The organism is Streptomyces sp. NPDC035033 (assembly GCF_040636735.1).
Taxonomy (GTDB): domain Bacteria; phylum Actinomycetota; class Actinomycetes; order Streptomycetales; family Streptomycetaceae; genus Streptomyces.
This window is the reverse complement of record NZ_JBEZUZ010000018.1, coordinates 22,746-38,856: the sequence shown is the minus strand read 5'-3', so window position 1 is coordinate 38,856 and position 16,111 is coordinate 22,746. Positions and strand designations below refer to the sequence as shown.

At 72.2% G+C, this 16,111-nt stretch carries 14 protein-coding genes; 12 read left to right on the top strand and 2 right to left on the bottom strand.

Translation table 11 applies throughout. The annotated features are described in order from the left end of the window. Positions 1 to 54: 54 nt before the first annotated feature. Both leuE and AB0E83_RS10680 read left to right on the top strand, forming a co-directional pair. Positions 55 to 711: a leucine efflux protein LeuE gene (leuE, locus tag AB0E83_RS10685; protein ID WP_362108775.1), complete on the top strand. Its 657-nt coding sequence runs from the start codon at positions 55 to 57 to the stop codon at positions 709 to 711. Between the two features lie 47 nt (positions 712 to 758). Next, entirely contained in the window at positions 759 to 1,580 is an 822-nt protein-coding gene (locus tag AB0E83_RS10680) for a MerR family transcriptional regulator (protein ID WP_362108773.1), read from the top strand. 48 nt (positions 1,581 to 1,628) lie between these two features. On the opposite strand, the gene AB0E83_RS10675 is transcribed toward AB0E83_RS10680, so the two are convergent. Continuing rightward, positions 1,629 to 2,954 (bottom strand): polysialyltransferase family glycosyltransferase, encoded by a 1,326-nt coding sequence (locus AB0E83_RS10675; RefSeq protein ID WP_362108771.1) that lies wholly within the window; start codon positions 2,952 to 2,954, stop codon positions 1,629 to 1,631. Then, the gene (locus AB0E83_RS10670) at positions 2,951 to 3,982 is read right to left on the bottom strand and encodes a glycosyltransferase family 2 protein (RefSeq protein WP_362108769.1); all 1,032 of its coding nucleotides are present in this window, start codon (positions 3,980 to 3,982) and stop codon (positions 2,951 to 2,953) included. The genes AB0E83_RS10675 and AB0E83_RS10670 overlap by 4 nt, the downstream gene beginning before the upstream one ends. Positions 3,983 to 4,201: 219 nt before the next feature. On the opposite strand from AB0E83_RS10670, the gene AB0E83_RS10665 reads away from it, so the two are divergent. The 10 genes from AB0E83_RS10665 to AB0E83_RS10620 all read left to right on the top strand — a co-directional run bounded on the left by AB0E83_RS10665 (position 4,202) and on the right by AB0E83_RS10620 (position 16,068). Next, entirely contained in the window at positions 4,202 to 5,491 is a 1,290-nt protein-coding gene (locus AB0E83_RS10665) for a DUF6716 putative glycosyltransferase (protein ID WP_362108767.1), read from the top strand. Further along, entirely contained in the window at positions 5,491 to 6,699 is a 1,209-nt protein-coding gene (locus tag AB0E83_RS10660) for an acylneuraminate cytidylyltransferase (protein WP_362108765.1), read from the top strand. Before AB0E83_RS10665 ends, AB0E83_RS10660 begins: the two co-directional genes overlap by 1 nt. Positions 6,700 to 6,712: 13 nt before the next feature. Then, complete coding sequence (locus AB0E83_RS10655) at positions 6,713 to 7,606, top strand: N-acetylneuraminate synthase family protein (protein WP_030496851.1); 894 nt, start codon at positions 6,713 to 6,715, stop codon at positions 7,604 to 7,606. Then, positions 7,603 to 8,772 carry a hypothetical protein gene (locus AB0E83_RS10650; protein ID WP_362108763.1) on the top strand — a complete coding sequence of 390 codons (1,170 nt, stop codon included), beginning with the start codon at positions 7,603 to 7,605 and terminating at the stop codon, positions 8,770 to 8,772. The genes AB0E83_RS10655 and AB0E83_RS10650 overlap by 4 nt, the downstream gene beginning before the upstream one ends. Positions 8,773 to 8,888: 116 nt before the next feature. Next, entirely contained in the window at positions 8,889 to 10,136 is a 1,248-nt protein-coding gene (locus AB0E83_RS10645; protein ID WP_362108761.1) for an amidohydrolase, read from the top strand. A 277-nt stretch (positions 10,137 to 10,413) separates the two neighbouring features. Next, positions 10,414 to 11,466 (top strand): BMP family ABC transporter substrate-binding protein, encoded by a 1,053-nt coding sequence (locus AB0E83_RS10640; RefSeq protein WP_362108759.1) that lies wholly within the window; start codon positions 10,414 to 10,416, stop codon positions 11,464 to 11,466. A gap of 216 nt (positions 11,467 to 11,682) precedes the next feature. Beyond that, the gene (locus tag AB0E83_RS10635) at positions 11,683 to 13,293 is read left to right on the top strand and encodes an ABC transporter ATP-binding protein (RefSeq protein WP_362108757.1); all 1,611 of its coding nucleotides are present in this window, start codon (positions 11,683 to 11,685) and stop codon (positions 13,291 to 13,293) included. Beyond that, complete coding sequence (locus tag AB0E83_RS10630) at positions 13,290 to 14,408, top strand: ABC transporter permease (protein ID WP_362108755.1); 1,119 nt, start codon at positions 13,290 to 13,292, stop codon at positions 14,406 to 14,408. Before AB0E83_RS10635 ends, AB0E83_RS10630 begins: the two co-directional genes overlap by 4 nt. Further along, the gene (locus AB0E83_RS10625) at positions 14,405 to 15,667 is read left to right on the top strand and encodes an ABC transporter permease (RefSeq protein WP_362108753.1); all 1,263 of its coding nucleotides are present in this window, start codon (positions 14,405 to 14,407) and stop codon (positions 15,665 to 15,667) included. The genes AB0E83_RS10630 and AB0E83_RS10625 overlap by 4 nt, the downstream gene beginning before the upstream one ends. Beyond that, a complete protein-coding gene (locus AB0E83_RS10620; RefSeq protein ID WP_362108751.1) occupies positions 15,664 to 16,068 on the top strand; it encodes a cytidine deaminase in 405 nt (134 codons plus the stop codon). Before AB0E83_RS10625 ends, AB0E83_RS10620 begins: the two co-directional genes overlap by 4 nt. The last annotated feature ends 43 nt before the right edge of the window (positions 16,069 to 16,111 follow it).

Genomic DNA, 16,111 nt, shown 5'->3' with positions numbered 1-16,111 from the left:
CCGCCCGTTGAAACTTCAAGCGGAGTGTCGTACCGGTGTGCGACACTCCGCTTCATGCTGGGTGTCACCGATCTGCCGACCTACCTCGCCGGGCTCGTCCTCATCATCCTCCTGCCCGGGCCGAACTCGCTCTACGTGCTGTCCGTCGCCGCCCGCAAGGGCACCCGGACCGGGTACAAGGCAGCCGCCGGCGTCTTCACCGGCGACACGATCCTGATGACCCTGGCCGCGCTCGGCGCCGCCTCCCTCCTCCAGACCACCCCGCTGCTCTTCACGATCGTCAAGTACGCGGGCGCCGGCTACCTGGCCTGGATGGCGTACGGGATGCTCCGCGCGGCGCGGGACATGTGGCGGTCGCGCCGCGAACCCGCCGGGGCGGAGACCGAGGCGGCCGACGGCGGCTCCACCGAGCGCCCGTACCGGCGCGCGCTCATCATCAGCCTCTTCAACCCGAAGGCGATCCTCTTCCTGATCTCCTTCTTCGTGCAGTTCGTGGACCCCTCCTACGCCTACCCGGCGCTCTCCTTCCTGGTCCTCGGCACCCTCCTCCAGCTCGGCAGCTTCCTCTACCTCACCACCCTGATCTTCAGCGGCACCCGCCTCGCCGCCGCCTTCCGCCGCCGCAAGCGCCTCTCCGCCGGCGCCACCTCCGCCGCCGGCGCCCTCTTCCTCGGCTTCGCCGTGAAGCTCTCCCTCAGCAGCGCCGCCTGAGCGCGCTTGACCCTCACACCGTGTGAGGCCGTTCCGTAGGGGGCGTCATGTTCACCATCGGAGACTTCGCCCGGCACGGGCGGGTGTCGGTCCGGATGCTGCGCCACTACGACGCCATCGGACTGCTGCGCCCGGCCCGCGTCGACCCGCACAGCGGCTACCGGTTCTACACCGCGGACCAGCTCGCGCGGCTCAACCGCGTCATCGCGCTCAAGGACCTCGGCTTCACCCTGGAACAGGTGGGGGCCATCCTCGACGACGAGATCGGCGCGGAGGAGCTGCGGGGGATGCTGCGGCTGCGCCGGGCCGAGCTGGAGAAGGCGCTGGAGGAGGCGCGGGCCAGGCTCGCCCAGGTCGGTGCGCGGCTCCGAGCCATCGAGAGCGAGGGACGCATGTCCACGCAGGACGTCGTCGTCAAGAAGATCCCGGCCGTGCGGATCGCGGAGCTGAGCGCGACCGCCGCCGGTTTCGAGCCGGAGGCCATCACGCCCGTCATCGGGCCGCTGTACGAGGAGCTGTGCGGCCGGCTGGAGGCCGCCGGGGTCACCGGCTTCGGGCCGGGGATCGCGTACTACGAGGACGCCGGGAAGGGCGACGGCTCGGTCGTCGTACACGCCGGCATGACCGTGCCGGAAGGCACCGGGGCGGAGGGCGTGCGCGTGCACGTGCTGCCCGGCATCGAGGAGGCGGCGACCGTCGTCCACCACGGTTCGATGGACGACGTCCTCGCGACCTCGCAGGCCCTCGCCGCCTGGATCGACGCCAACGGGTACGCCTCCGCCGGCTACGCCCGCGAGCTGTACCTGGAGTGCCCGGAGGACCCGGCCGGCTGGGTGACGGAGATCCAGGAGCCGATCGGCCGGGCGTGAGGGCGCGGCCCGGGACCCCCGCACGGGTCCCGGGCCGGTCCTCCGGGGCTACTTCCGCAGCGCCTTGCGCAGCCGCAGCGCCCGGCGGGCGAGCCGGCGGACCCTCGGGTGCCGGGGGACCGGCAGGCCGCCCGGCAGGTCCAGGACGGTGAGCCGGCGGCGGGTGAAGTGGTGCCGGGTGCGCTCGGCGTACGGCCCGGACAGGTGGCGTACGGCCGCCTCCCGCAGGTCGGCCCTTATGTTCGGCTGCATCGCGAAGCCGACCGCGGCGACCAGGTCGTCGAGGCGGGCGGCGTCCGTCACCGGCTCCTCGTCGTCCGGGCCGGGCACCAGCGGCGGGAGGACCGCGTCGACGACCGTCAGCGGGATCCGGTTGCTGTTCTGGAACGGGGTGAGCCGCTGGAGCAGTTCCCGGGTGCCGACCCGGGCGACCGGCAGGCCGTAGAAGCTGCGGGCGGTCATCAGCGCCGTCGAGAAGCAGCCGACGACCAGCGCGGGCCGCAGCTCCCGGTAGAGCACCTCGGCGAGGACCGGGCGGGTCTCCACGGCCAGTTCGGCGCCGAGCCGGGCCGCCTCCTCGGTGAGCGAGGCCGTCCAGGAGTCGGGGGCGGTGGGGTGCGGCTTGAAGACCAGGCGCCGGTGGCCGCGGGCGACCGCGCCGCGCACCATGTCCAGGTGCAGCTCCTCCTCCTCGGCGGCGGTCATCAGGTTCAGCGCCGCCAGGTACTGGCCGAGGAGCAGGGCGGGGCCCTCGCCGCCGGCGGCGGGCGCGTCGGTGCCCGCCAGTTCGGCGACGGCCTTGGTGAAGGCGTCCGCCGGCACGGTCTCGGGCACCGCGCCGAACTCGCCGAGCAGCAGCGGCCGCAGCCCCGGCACCAGGTCGAGGTGGAGCAGCCGGGCGGCCCGGCCGCCGATCAGCGGGTCGATCTTGTTGCGGGTCGGCCCGTAGCTCATCAGGCCGTCCGCGTAGACGGTGATCGCCGCCTCCGGCAGGAGGGTGGCGATGGCGAGGGCCGGGGTGACCTGGATGGACTCCAGGACGAGCTCGATCCGGTCGTCGCCCAGGCCCCACAGCTTGTGGAGGTGGCGCTGGAGCATCGGCACGTCCTGGCCGCGCGGGGTCCAGCCGCCGGGGTGGAGCGGGGAGATGGTCTCGTTCCACGACACCACCTCGTCGAAGCGGTCGCGGATCCGGTCGAAGCCCTCGGCCTCGTCGAGGGCCGGGGCGGTCTCCGGGACGGGCGCGTTGTGGGTGACGAGGAGGATCCGCCGGGCGGCGGAGCCGAAGCAGCCGCTGTCTATGGCGGCGGCCAGGGTGACCGCCCCGTACAGGGTGGAGGCGGCGAAGATCTGGGTCGTACGGCGCTCGCTCATGCCGCCACCTCCGACGGGTCCGTGCCGACCGCCGGGCCCCGGCCGCCCGGCGGGGCCGGCGGGGGCGGGGCGGGGCGCCGGCGGCGCAGCTTGCGCAGGACCGCGGCCCGCTCGCCGCCCATCGCGTCGAGCGCCTCGTCGAGGACCGGCTGCGGCATGCGGCGCAGCGCGCCCGCGCTCATCGCCCGCAGCTTCCGGGCCACCTCCGGCTCGAACTTCTCGACCGAGCCGACGTGATGGGCGATCACCGCGCAATACGTGCGGACGGCTTTCGGGAGAAAGCGCTCCGCGTCCTCGTCCTGCGCGGTCTCCGCGATCACCTGGTCGAAAGCGCGGATGAAATCCAATTGCCGGACGTCGCCGATCTGGGTGAGCGAGGTCGCCACTCCGCGCCGGTAGAAGACGCCGAGTTCACCGATCGCCGCGAAGGATTTCGCCTCGCGGTGCAGCCGCCAGATCCACGGCCGGTCCTCGGCGGTGCGCAGTCCGTGCGGGAAGTGCAGCAGGCCCCGGTCGAGGAGCCGGCGGTGGTAGATCCCGGCCCAGGCGAAGGGGTAGTCGACGGAGGTGGTGCGGTGGGCGGGGAGGATCGACCCGCGCGGGTCCAGGACCTCGCCGCGGCGCGGGACGGGCACCCGGCGGACCGAGCGGGCGCGGCCGGTGACGGAGGTGTGGTCGGTGCGCAGGAAGTCGCAGCCGAGGCCCTCGGCGGCGGCGACCAGCCGCCCGTAGTAGCCGGGGGAGAGCCAGTCGTCCCCGTCGAGGAAGGCGACGAACTCGCCCCGGGCCGCGTCGAGTCCGGTGTTGCGGGCGGTCGCCAGGCCCTCGTTCCGCTCGTGCCGGATCAGGCGGGCGCCGGGCAGGTCGCGCACGGCCCGTTCGAGGAGTTCCGGGGTGTCGTCGGACGAGCAGTCGTCGACGAGGAGGAACTCGAAGTCGTCGCGGGCGTTGGCGCGCAGACTGGCGAGGGTGTCGGGGGCGTATGTCTGCACGTTGAAGAACGGCACGACGACGGAGAGCTTGACCACGCGGCCGACGCTAGGCGCCGCCCCGGCCGCCCCGCCGACCGGCCGGGGGATTTTCGGTGAACACGAAGCGGCGGGCTGATTAACCGCCTTTACCCAAGGGGATTTCGGGCCGTCCAACGGCTTAATCCCGGGCCGCTTCAGTTCACGGAGAGGTGCTGTTCACCGTTTGTTGCGGCTCAGTTGGGCCGCCGACCTGAATGCCCTTCTAGCGTCCTCGACGTGCCAGCAAGTTCCAGTGAAGCGGTACGGGTCGCCGTACTCGCGGATTCCGACACCCGGTGGAAATGGGGTGCGCTCACCGCGCGCCGCATCACCGCCGCGGACGCCGAACCGACCGGGTTCGTGCTCCGCGGCCGGGCCACCCCCACCGCCCGCCAGATCGCCGAGACGGGGGCCTCCACGGCCGCCCCGCGCGAGGTGACCGGCGCGGAGTTCCTGCGCGAGGTGCGGGACGCGGAGGGGCGCGGCGAGCGGTACGACGTCGTGGTCCTCGCGCTGGTCGGCGGCACCGTCCGCGCGGTCCTCCAGGGCCTCGCCGACCTCGGCCTCGACCGCCGGCCGGTGATCGTCACCGGCTACGTCGGGGTCGTCTACGAGAAGCTGGCCGACGGGCTGCTGCTGCGCCACGGCGCCGACGTCGTCCTCGCCAACTCCCGGCACGACGCGGACCGGTTCCGCGCCGTGTACGAAGGGGTCGGCGCGGACGCCGGGTCGGTCGTCGAGGCCGCGCTGCCGTTCCTCGGCGGCGCCCCGCACCGCCCGGAGGAGGGCCGCGACACCCTGGTGTTCGCCGCCCAGCCGTCCGTCCCGGTCACCCGCGCCGAGCGGGCGTACGTCCTGGAGCGCCTGGTCCGGCACGCCCGGCTGCGTCCGGAGCGCGAGGTCCTCCTCAAGCTCCGCTCCAAGCCCGGCGAGCACACCACGCACCTGGAGGAGCACCCGTACCAGAAGCTGGTGCGCGACCTCGACCCGCCCGCCAACTTCCGCCTGGTGTACGGGCACATGGGCGAGGTCCTGGACCGCACCGACCTGCTGGTCACCGTCTCCTCCACGGCCGCCCTGGAGGCCCTGCACCGGCGGATCCCCACCGCGATCCTCACCGACTGCGGGGTCCGCGAGGTCAACGGCAACCACCACTTCCTCGGCTCCGGCCTCCTCACCTCCTTCGACCGGCTCGACCGGGGCGAGGTGCCCGAGCCCGACGAGGAGTGGCTGTCCCGGCAGGGCGTCGCCTCCGACGGCGGCTACGACTCCGCCTTCGACGACGCCCGCGAGCGGGTCGCGAAGCTCCTCGCGCTGCCCGGACTGCCCCCGATCAGCCCCTACTACACCGCGGAGACGGCCCCCGGCTACCTGCCGGGGATCCTCGCCCGCCACCGCCTGGACGTCACCGCGCCCCCGGTCCGCGACAGCGGGCTGCGCCGGATCGTCCGCGAGGCGGCGCGCGGCGCCTACCGCCACGGCGTCCAGCGCGTGGCGCCCGTCGTCCGACGCCTGGGAGAACTGTGATGCCCGAGAAGAAGCCGAGCCCGACCGTGCTCGCCGTCATCCCCGCCCGGGGCGGCTCCAAGGGCGTCCCCGCCAAGAACCTCGCCCCGGTCGCCGGGATCCCGCTGGTCGGCCGGGCCGTCCGGGCCTGCCTGGGCGCCGCCGGCGTCACCGACGTCGTCGTCTCCACCGACGACGCGGCCATCGCCGCCGCGGCCCGCTCCTTCGGCGCCGAGGCCGTCCGGCGGCCCGCCGCGATCGCCGGCGACACCGCCACCAGCGAGTCGGCCGTCCTGCACGCCCTGGACGCCTTCGAGGCCGACCGCGGCCGCACCGCCGACGTGGTCCTCCTCGTCCAGTGCACCAGCCCCTTCCTCACCTCCGCCGAGGTCGCCGACGCCGTCGCCCGGATCACCTCCGGCGCCGCCGACACCGCCTTCACCGCGGCCCCCTCGCACGGCTTCCTGTGGAAGGAGACCGCCGAGGGCGCCACCGGCGTCAACCACGACAAGGCCCACCGCCCGCGCCGCCAGGACCGCGAGCCCGAGTACCTGGAGACCGGCGCCGTCTACGCGATGGACGCGGCCGGCTTCCGCACCCACGGGCACCGCTTCTTCGGCCGCACCGCCGTCGTCGTCACCGACCCGGCCCGCGTCCTGGAGATCGACGACCCGCACGACCTGGCCCGCGCCAAGGCCCTCGCGCCGCTCCTCGACGAGCCGGTCACCCCGTCCTTCGCCGACGTCGACGCGGTCGTCCTCGACTTCGACGGCACCCAGACCGACGACCGGGTCCACCTCGACGCGGAGGGACGGGAGTTCGTCTCCGCCCACCGCGGCGACGGCCTCGGCATCGCGGCCCTGCGCCGCGCCGGCCTGCCCGTCCTCATCCTCTCCACCGAACAGAACCCCGTCGTCGCCGCCCGCGCCCGGAAGCTGAAGATCCCCGTCCTGCACGGGATCGACCGCAAGGACCTCGCCCTCAAGGAGTGGTGCGAGGCCGAGGGGATCGACCCCGCGCGCGTCCTCTACGCCGGCAACGACGTCAACGACCTGCCCTGCTTCCACCTCGTCGGCTGGCCCGTCGCGGTGAGCAGCGCCCACGACTCCGTCCGGGCCGCGGCCCGCGCGGTCACCGCCACCCCGGGCGGCTTCGGAGCCATCCGCGAGATCGCCGCCTGGCTCCTCGGACCCGAGCTGAACACCCCCGCCACCCCTCTCGAAAGCTAAAGGAAGCACCACCATGAGCACCCGTCTGCGCACCCTCGGCCCGAAGACCGCCGGCCCGGGTCAGCCCGTCTACATCTGCGGCGAGATCGGCATCAACCACAACGGCGACCTCGAGAACGCCTTCAAGCTGATCGACGTGGCCGCCGAGGCCGGCTGCGACGCCGTCAAGTTCCAGAAGCGCACCCCGGAGATCTGCACCCCGCGCGACCAGTGGGACATCGAGCGCGACACCCCCTGGGGCCGGATGACGTACATCGACTACCGCCACCGCGTCGAGTTCGGCGAGGACGAGTACCGCCAGATCGACGAGCACTGCAAGAAGCGCGGCATCGACTGGTTCGCCTCCCCGTGGGACACCGAGGCCGTCGCCTTCCTGGAGAAGTTCGACGTCCCCGCCCACAAGGTGGCCTCCGCCTCCCTCACCGACGACGAGCTGCTGCGCGAGCTGCGCGCCACCGGCCGCACCGTCATCCTCTCCACCGGCATGTCGACGCCGAAGCAGATCCGCCACGCCGTCGAGGTCCTGGGCAGCGACAACATCCTGCTCTGCCACGCCACCTCCACCTACCCGGCCAAGGCCGAGGAGCTGAACCTGCGCGTCATCCAGACGCTCCAGGAGGAGTACCCGAACGTCCCGATCGGCTACTCCGGCCACGAGACCGGCCTCCAGACCACCCTCGCCGCCGTCGCCCTCGGCGCCACCTTCGTCGAGCGCCACATCACCCTCGACCGCGCCATGTGGGGCTCGGACCAGGCCGCCTCCGTCGAGCCGCAGGGCCTGGAGCGCCTCGTCCGCGACATCCGCACCATCGAGACCGCGCTCGGCGACGGCGTGAAGAAGGTGTACGAGTCGGAGCTCGGCCCGATGAAGAAGCTCCGCCGCGTCCTGGAGCCCGTCTCCGCATGACCGGCCGCCTGGCGTTCGTCGAGAGCCCCGTCCAGCTCCTGAACGTCCTGGAATGGGCGCACGCGCGCGGCCGGGGTCACGTCCCGGCCGCCGCGGGCCCGTCGGCTCCGGCGGGTCAGGAGGGCCCGGCGGGTCCAACGGGTCCGGAGGGTCCGGCGGGTCCGGAGGGGTCCGTCCCCGCTCCCGTCCCCGACCTCACCGTCGTCGTCCTCTCGCCCACCGACCCGATGTCGCGCGGTCAGTTGCGCCGGATGGCCCAGCTCGCCCGGGACGAGGGGTTCGACGTGCACTGGCAGGAGGCGCGGGCCGGACGCGGCGCGCTCGTGCGGACGCTGCGGGAGCTGGGCGGGCCGCTGCGCGCCGCCGAGCGCGTGATCGTCGGCGACCCGTTCTCCCGCTACGTCCAGCTGCTGCTCACCCTCTTCGGCCCCCGGCACGTCACGGTCGTCGACGACGGCACCGCCACCATGGAGTTCGCCGCCCAGCTCGCGGACGGGGAGCGGCTGGTCCGCTGGCACCGCAAGGGCGACCTCGGGCCGCGCGAGCTGGTCCTCGCCCCGGTCACCTCGCTGGCCCGCCGCCGGCTGGCCCCCGGGCCCGGCCGGACCGTGGAGATCTTCACCTCGCTGCCCGTCCAGGCCCCGCCCGGCACCGAGGTCACCGAGAACGCCTACGCGTGGACCCGGGCCCGTTTCGGCCCGCCCGCGCTCACCGGCGGCGCCGACCTCGTGGGCACCTCGCTCGTCGAGACCGGGGTGGTGGACGCCGAGCACTACCTGCGGGTGGTCGGACAGCTCGCCCGCGCCCACGGCGCCACCCGCTACTTCGCCCACCGCCGCGAGACCCCGGAGAAGCTGCACCGGGTGGCGGTCGAGGCCGGCCTCCAGGTGGTCCGGCCCGAGCTGCCGCTGGAGCTGATCGCCCGGCGCGGCCCGATCGGCGCCACCGTCGTCAGCTTCCCCTCCACCGTCGTCCACACCCTCCCGCTCGCCCTGGCGGGCACGGGGGTCAAGGTCGCCGTCTGCGAGATCGCGCCCGAGTGGCTGAGGGCCACGGCCTCGCCGCGCGCCCAGGGCTTCCTGGCGGGCGTCGCCGGCACGGCGTCGGGGGCGGACCGGCTCACCCCGCGCAGCGGATCGGCGGTCGACCGGCTCGAATTCGGGTGACCATACCCATACGGAGTGTGTCCCATGCGCGGCAAACCGAGATTCTTTCCCCTAACGGGCTGAACTTTTCGTGATCAACGGGCAGTTGATCACCGGATGGGCCTACGCTTCAAAGGGTGAACCAGTTGAAGTCCCGTGAGCCCGGATCCGTCACCCTGCCCGGAACGCCGTCCTCCTCCCTCCCCGGAACGCTTCCCGCCGCCCTCCGGGGCGAACTGATCGCCTTCCGCCGGGACTTGCACATGCACCCCGAGCTCGGCAACCAGGAGTTCCGCACCACCGCCGCGCTCAAGGCCCGCCTGGAGGCGGCCGGCCTCGCGCCGCGCGTCCTCCCGGGCGGGACCGGACTCATCTGTGACATCGGGACCTGGGACGGCGGGCGCCCCATGCTCGCCGTCCGCGCCGACCTCGACGCGCTGCCCATCCCGGACGCCAAGACCGTCGCGTACCGCTCCACCGTGCCCAACCGCGCCCACGCCTGCGGCCACGACGTGCACACCACCACCGTCCTCGGCGCCGGCCTGGTCCTCGCCGGGATGGCGCGCGAGGGCCGGCTGCCGCGCCCGGTGCGGCTGCTCTTCCAGCCCGCCGAGGAGGTGCTGCCCGGCGGCGCCGCCGACGCGGTCGCCGCGGGCGTCCTCGACGGCGTCGGCCGGATCATCGCCGTCCACTGCGACCCCAAGGTCGACGCCGGGAGGATCGGGCTGCGCACCGGCCCCATCACCTCCGCCTGCGACCGCCTGGAGATCACCCTCGACGGCCCCGGCGGCCACACCGCCCGCCCCCACCTCACCACCGACCTGGTGACCGCCGCCGCCCGGATCGCCACCGACGTGCCGGCCGTGCTCGCCCGCCGGATCGACGCCCGCTCCGGACTCTCCGTCACCTGGGGCCGGATCGAGGCCGGACACGCGCCCAACGTCATCCCGCAGCACGCCGAACTCTCCGGCACCGTCCGCTGCCTCGACCTGCCCGCCTGGCGCGACGCCCCGGACCTGGTGCACGCCGCCATCGACGAGGTCGCCACGCTGCACCGGGCCAAGTCCACCGTCGACTACGTCCGCGGCGTCCCCCCGGTCGTCAACGACCCGGCGGTCACCGAGCTGCTCCGGGAGGCGATGACCGCCCGCCGCGGCCACGACTCCGTCGAGGACACCGAGCAGAGCCTCGGCGGCGAGGACTTCTCCTGGTACCTGGAGCACGTGCCCGGCGCGATGGCCCGGCTCGGCGTCCGCACCCCCGGCGACCCGCACGTCCGCGACCTGCACGCGGGCGACTTCGACGTGGACGAGCGGTGCATCGAGACGGCCGTGGAGCTCTTCACCGCCGCCGCGCTGATCGACGCGGGCGTCGAGACCGGCTGACGCCCGCCGCGCGACCCGCCGCGGGAGCCCCCCGGAGACCCTGGTCCCGGGGGGCTCCCGTCCGTCCGCCACCAGGCCCCACCTGCTCTCATCTCGGCTGATGACACGGGGTTGCGCCTTGATCGCCAAGCGTGTAGGGGTACTGTGACCCCTGGATACGCGTCGATACGGTAACGACTCATGAACGGGTCTTTAACTGACATCTACGCGCGTTACGATCGCCGCAAAGCCAGCGCCGGAAGAGGCGCTTTCGGTCAGTCTTGAAGGGACCCTCCTCTTGCGCCGGATCACCAGGATCACCACCGTGGGCATCGCCTCCGCGGCGCTCGCGCTTTCCGCCACCGCCTGCGGCAAGTCCTCCTCCGAGGGCGGCTCCGGCTCCGACTCGAAGGCCGCCAAGGCCGCCATCGCGTACGACATCGGCGGCCGTGGCGACCAGTCCTTCAACGACGCCGCCTACGCGGGCCTGAAGAAGGCCGAGGACGAGCTCGACGTCAAGGGCGCCGAGGCCGAGCCGTCGGCCGGCGAGGGCGACGCCGACAAGGTCCAGCGCCTCACCTCGCTGGCCCGCGCCGGCAACAACCCGGTCATCGGCGTCGGCTTCGCCTACGCCCCGGCCATCGAGAAGGTCGCCAAGCAGTTCCCGAACACGACCTTCGGCATCATCGACGACACCTCGGTGACCGGCAAGAACATCGCCAACCTCGTCTTCAACGAGGAGCAGGGCTCCTACCTGGCCGGCGTCGCCGCCGCCAAGGCGTCCAAGTCCGGCACGGTCGGCTTCATCGGCGGCGTCGAGGTCCCGCTGATCAAGAAGTTCGAGGCGGGCTACGTCCAGGGCGTCAAGGACACCAACCCCAAGGCGAAGGTCCTCACCCAGTACCTGACCCAGCCGCCGAACTTCGACGGCTTCGCCAAGCCCGACCTGGGCAAGGCCGCCGCGGAGGGCCAGCTCGACAAGGGCGCCGACGTGATCTACGCCGCCGCCGGTCTCGCCGGCTCCGGTGCGATCGAGGCCGCCTCCAAGGCCGGCAAGTGGTCCATCGGCGTCGACTCCGACCAGTACAACCAGGCCGGTCTCGCCTCGTACAAGGACTCGATCCTGACCTCGGTCACCAAGGACGTCTCCGACTCGGTCTACAACCTGATCAAGTCGGTCAAGGACGGCAAGCCGCAGACCGGTGAGGTCCGCTACGGTCTCGCCACGGACGGCGTCGGCCTGGCCGACTCCAACCCGAAGTACAAGGCCATGACCGACCTCATCGCCGCCGTGGACAAGGCGAAGAAGGACATCGTCGACGGCAAGATCACGGTCAAGACCGCCCCGTAAGGCGCGCGGCTCACGATCTGTCGCCCGCGGGCCCGGCTCCGGTGGGACTCCCACCGGAGCCGGGCCCCGGGCCCATTCCCGTACGGGTTTTCACTTTTCGGCAGCGCTACGCGTGTAGATGTCGCACTGGCACGATAACTTCGCCCCGCCCTGCCCTCCGCTCCCACTCCTTTCGGCCAAGGAGAGTGCGTCATCAACGCGTCCAGCCCCCCCGCCGTGGAACTCCACGGCATCACCAAGCGCTTCCCCGGCGTCGTCGCCAACAAGGACATCGCGATCACCGTCCGCAAGGGCACCGTCCATGCCCTGATCGGTGAGAACGGCGCCGGCAAGTCAACCCTCATGAAGATCCTCTACGGCATGCAGAAGCCGGACGAGGGCACCATCGCCATCGACGGTGAGCAGGTCACCTTCTCCAGCCCCGGCGACGCCATCGCGCGCGGCATCGGCATGGTGCACCAGCACTTCATGCTCGCCGACAACCTCACCGTCCTGGAGAACGTCGTCCTCGGCGGCGAGAAGCTGTACGGCATCGGCGCGAAGGCCCGCAAGAAGATCAAGGAGATCTCCGACGCGTACGGCCTCGGCGTCCGTCCCGACGCCCTCGTCGAGGACCTCGGCGTCGCCGACCGCCAGCGCGTCGAGATCCTGAAGGTCCTCTACCGCGGCGCGAAGATCCTCATCCTCGACGAGCCGACCGCCGTCCTCGTCCCGCAGGAGGTCGACGCGCTCTTCGACAACCTGCGCGAGCTCAAGGCCGAGGGCCTGACCGTCATCTTCATCTCGCACAAGCTGGGCGAGGTCCTGAAGGTCGCCGACGACATCACCGTCATCCGGCGCGGCACCACCGTCGGCACCGCCGACCCGAAGACCGCCACCACCAAGCAGCTCGCCGAGCTGATGGTCGGCAGCGAGCTGCCCTCCCCGGAGACCCGCGAGTCGACCGTCACCGACGTGCCGATGCTGGAGGTCAAGGGCCTGACGCTGACCGAGGCCGGTGCCGCGGCCGCCGCGCCGCTGACCACCGCCGCCCCGCCGGACCCGTCCGGCACGGTCGCCCTCCAGGAGGTCGGCGCGGGCCGCAAGCTCCTCGACGACATCTCGCTCACCATCCACAAGGGCGAGATCCTCGGCATCGCCGGTGTCGAGGGCAACGGCCAGACCGAGCTCATCGAGGCCCTCATGGGCATGGCCGTCCCCGACGCGGGCGTGATCACCCTCGACGGCCAGGACATCACCTCCGTCTCCGTGCGCAAGCGCCGCGAGGGCGGCATCGGCTACATCCCCGAGGACCGCCACCGCCACGGCCTGCTCCTGGAGGCCCCGCTCTGGGAGAACCGCATCCTCGGTCACGTCACCGAGGCGCCCAACTCCAAGCGCGGCATCCTCGACCCGAAGGCGGCCCGCCAGGACACCGAGCGGATCGTCCGCGAGTACGACGTCCGCACCCCGGGCATCGACGTGACCGCGGCCTCCCTCTCCGGCGGCAACCAGCAGAAGCTGATCGTCGGCCGCGAGATGAGCCACGACCCCAAGTTCCTGATCGCCGCCCACCCCACCCGCGGTGTGGACGTCGGCGCCCAGGCGCAGATCTGGGACGCGATCCGCGACGCCCGCCGCGAGGGCCTGGCGGTGCTGCTGATCTCCGCCGACCTCGACGAGCTGATCGGCCTCTCCGACACCCTCCGGGTCATGTACCGCGGCAAGCTCGTCGCGGACGCGGACCCCGCCACCATCACGCCCGAGCAGCTGGGCTCCGCCATGACCGGCGCGGCCACCGGCCACCTCGAAGGCACCGAGCAGTCCGAAGACGGTGACGCCCGATGATGAAATTCGACAAGGACAAGCTGATCATCGGGGCCGCCGGCCCGGTGCTCGCGCTGGTCTCCTCGTTCGTGCTCACCATGCTGGTGCTGCTCGCGACGGGCCTCGACCCGATCGAGCCGATCCAGCTGATGATCGAGAACGCCGGGTACTCGGACATCCAGGTCCTGATCGTCAACCAGACGGGGATCTACTACCTGGCAGCCCTGGCCGTCGCCATCGGCTTCCGGATGAACCTCTTCAACATCGGCGTCGACGGCCAGTACCGCCTCGCCGCGATGCTCTCCGCCGTCGTCGGCGCCTCGATCGAGCTGCCCGGTCCGCTGCACATCCTGCTGATCGTGGTCGTCGCGATGCTCACCGGTGCCTTCTGGGCCGGCATCGCCGGCATCCTCAAGACCACCCGGGGCGTCTCCGAGGTCGTCTCGACGATCATGCTCAACGCCATCGCGACCTCCCTGATCGCCTGGCTGATCCTGCCGAAGAACCTCGGCGTCCAGCCCGAGGGCTCCAACGACCTCACGACCGGCAAGATCGCCGAGTCCGGCTGGTTCCCCGGCATCGACATGGGCCAGGGCAACGGCGAGATCTACGGCTTCACCTTCGTCGCCCTCGCCCTCGGGGTCGTCTACTGGTTCGTCCTCAACCGCACCCGCTTCGGCTTCGACCTGCGCGCCACCGGCGAGAGCGAGTCCGCGGCCCAGGCCAGCGGCGTCGACGCCAAGAAGATGATCCTCACCTCGATGCTCATCTCCGGTGGTCTCGCGGGCCTCTCCGGCATGCCCACGCTGCTCGGCGACACCCACACGTACAGCCTGTCGTTCCCGGTCGGCGTCGGCTTCACCGCCATCACGATCGCGCTGCTCGGCCGCAACAACCCGGTCGGCATCCTCTTCGCCGCGCTGCTCTTCGCGTTCCTCGACAAGGCGTCCTCGTCGCTCGACGTCGAGGGCTACCCGAAGGAGATCACGCAGATCATGCAGGGCATCATCGTGATCGCCGTGGTCGTCTCCTACGAACTCGTCCGCCGTTACGGCCTCCGTCGTCAGCAGCAGAAGGTCGGCGAGGAGCTGGCCGCCGGCGGCGCCATCAAGACCGACAAGGAGGTCTCGGCATGAGCACCGGAACCGTCGCCAAGCCGAGCGCCGCTCCCCAGAAGCCCGGGCGCCGCAAGCTCACCTGGCCCTGGATCCTGCTGATCGTCGCGGCCGGCCTCGTCCTCTTCTCCCTCGTCCGCGTCGTCTCCGGCGCCGACGACCTGACCTCCGTCGGCCAGGTGTCCGGCGCGCTCCAGCTCGCCGTCCCGATCGGCATGGCCGGCCTCGGCGGCCTGTGGGCCGAGCGCGCGGGCGTGGTCAACATCGGTCTCGAAGGCATGCTGATCCTGGGCACCTGGTTCGGCGCCTGGGCCGGCTACCAGTGGGGCCCCTGGGTGGGCGTCCTCTTCGGTCTCCTCGGCGGCGCCCTCGGCGGCCTGCTGCACGCGATCATCACCGTGACGTTCAACGTGAACCACATCGTCTCCGGCGTGGCGATCAACATCCTCGCGGCCGGCTTCACGATGTACCTCTCGAACTTCACGTTCGCGGAGGCCGAGGGCGGCTCCTCCAAGCAGTCCCCGCGCATCGACCAGATCACCCAGATCACGATCCCGGGGCTCTCCGACGGGCTCCAGGACCTCCAGCAGAAGCACTGGTTCCTCATCTCCGACCTCGCCGGCATCCTCGGCGGCCTGGTCACCAACCTGTCGCTGCTCACCATCGTCGCGATCCTGCTGATCCCGGCCACCTGGTGGGTGCTGTGGCGCACGGCGTTCGGCCTGCGGCTGCGCTCCTGCGGTGAGAACCCGGTCGCCGCCGAGTCCCTCGGCGTCAACGTCTACAAGTACAAGTACATCGCGGTCGTCGTCTCCGGCGCCCTCGCCGGCCTCGGCGGCGCGTTCCTGGCGATCGTCTCCACCGGCATCTACCAGGAGGGCCAGACCGGCGGCCGCGGCTACATCGGTCTCGCCGCGATGATCTTCGGCAACTGGATGCCGGGCGGCATGGCGCTCGGCGCCGGCCTCTTCGGCTTCACCGACAGCCTCAAGATCCGCGGCGGCGCCGAGAACGTCCACGCGCTGCTGCTGCTCGTCGCGATCCTCCTGGTGCTGGCCGCCGCCTGGCAGCTGTACAAGAAGAAGTACGTGCCCGCCGTGATCTCCGCCGTCTTCGCGGTCGGCTTCTTCCTCTGGTACGCGTTCACCGACCAGGTCCCGAGCCAGTTCGTCGACGCCGCCCCGTACGTCACCACCCTGCTCGTGCTGGCCCTGTCCGCACAGCGGCTGAGGATGCCGAAGGCGGACGGCCTGCCGTACCGGAAGGGCCAGGGCAAGTGACGGCCCCCGCCGGCGGGCCCGACTGGGAGGCCCTGCGGGTCGCGGCGCGCGAGGCGATGGCCCGTGCCTACGCCCCGTACTCCGGCTTCCCGGTCGGAGCGGCCGCCCTCGTCGACGACGGACGGACGGTCTCCGGCTGCAACGTGGAGAACGCCTCCTTCGGGCTCGGCCTGTGCGCCGAGTGCGGCCTGGTCTCGCAGCTCCAGGCCACCGGCGGCGGCCGGCTCACCCACTTCGTGTGCGTGGACGGCCGGGGCGAGTCCCTCGTCCCGTGCGGCCGGTGCCGGCAGCTCCTGTACGAGTTCGGCGGCCCCGAGCTCGTCCTGGAGACGCCCGCCGGGTTCCTGACCCTGGCCGAGATGCTGCCGCAGGCCTTCGGCCCGGACCACCTCGCCAAGTAACACCTCGGAGCGGCCCTTCCGGCACCATGGAAGGGCCGCTCCC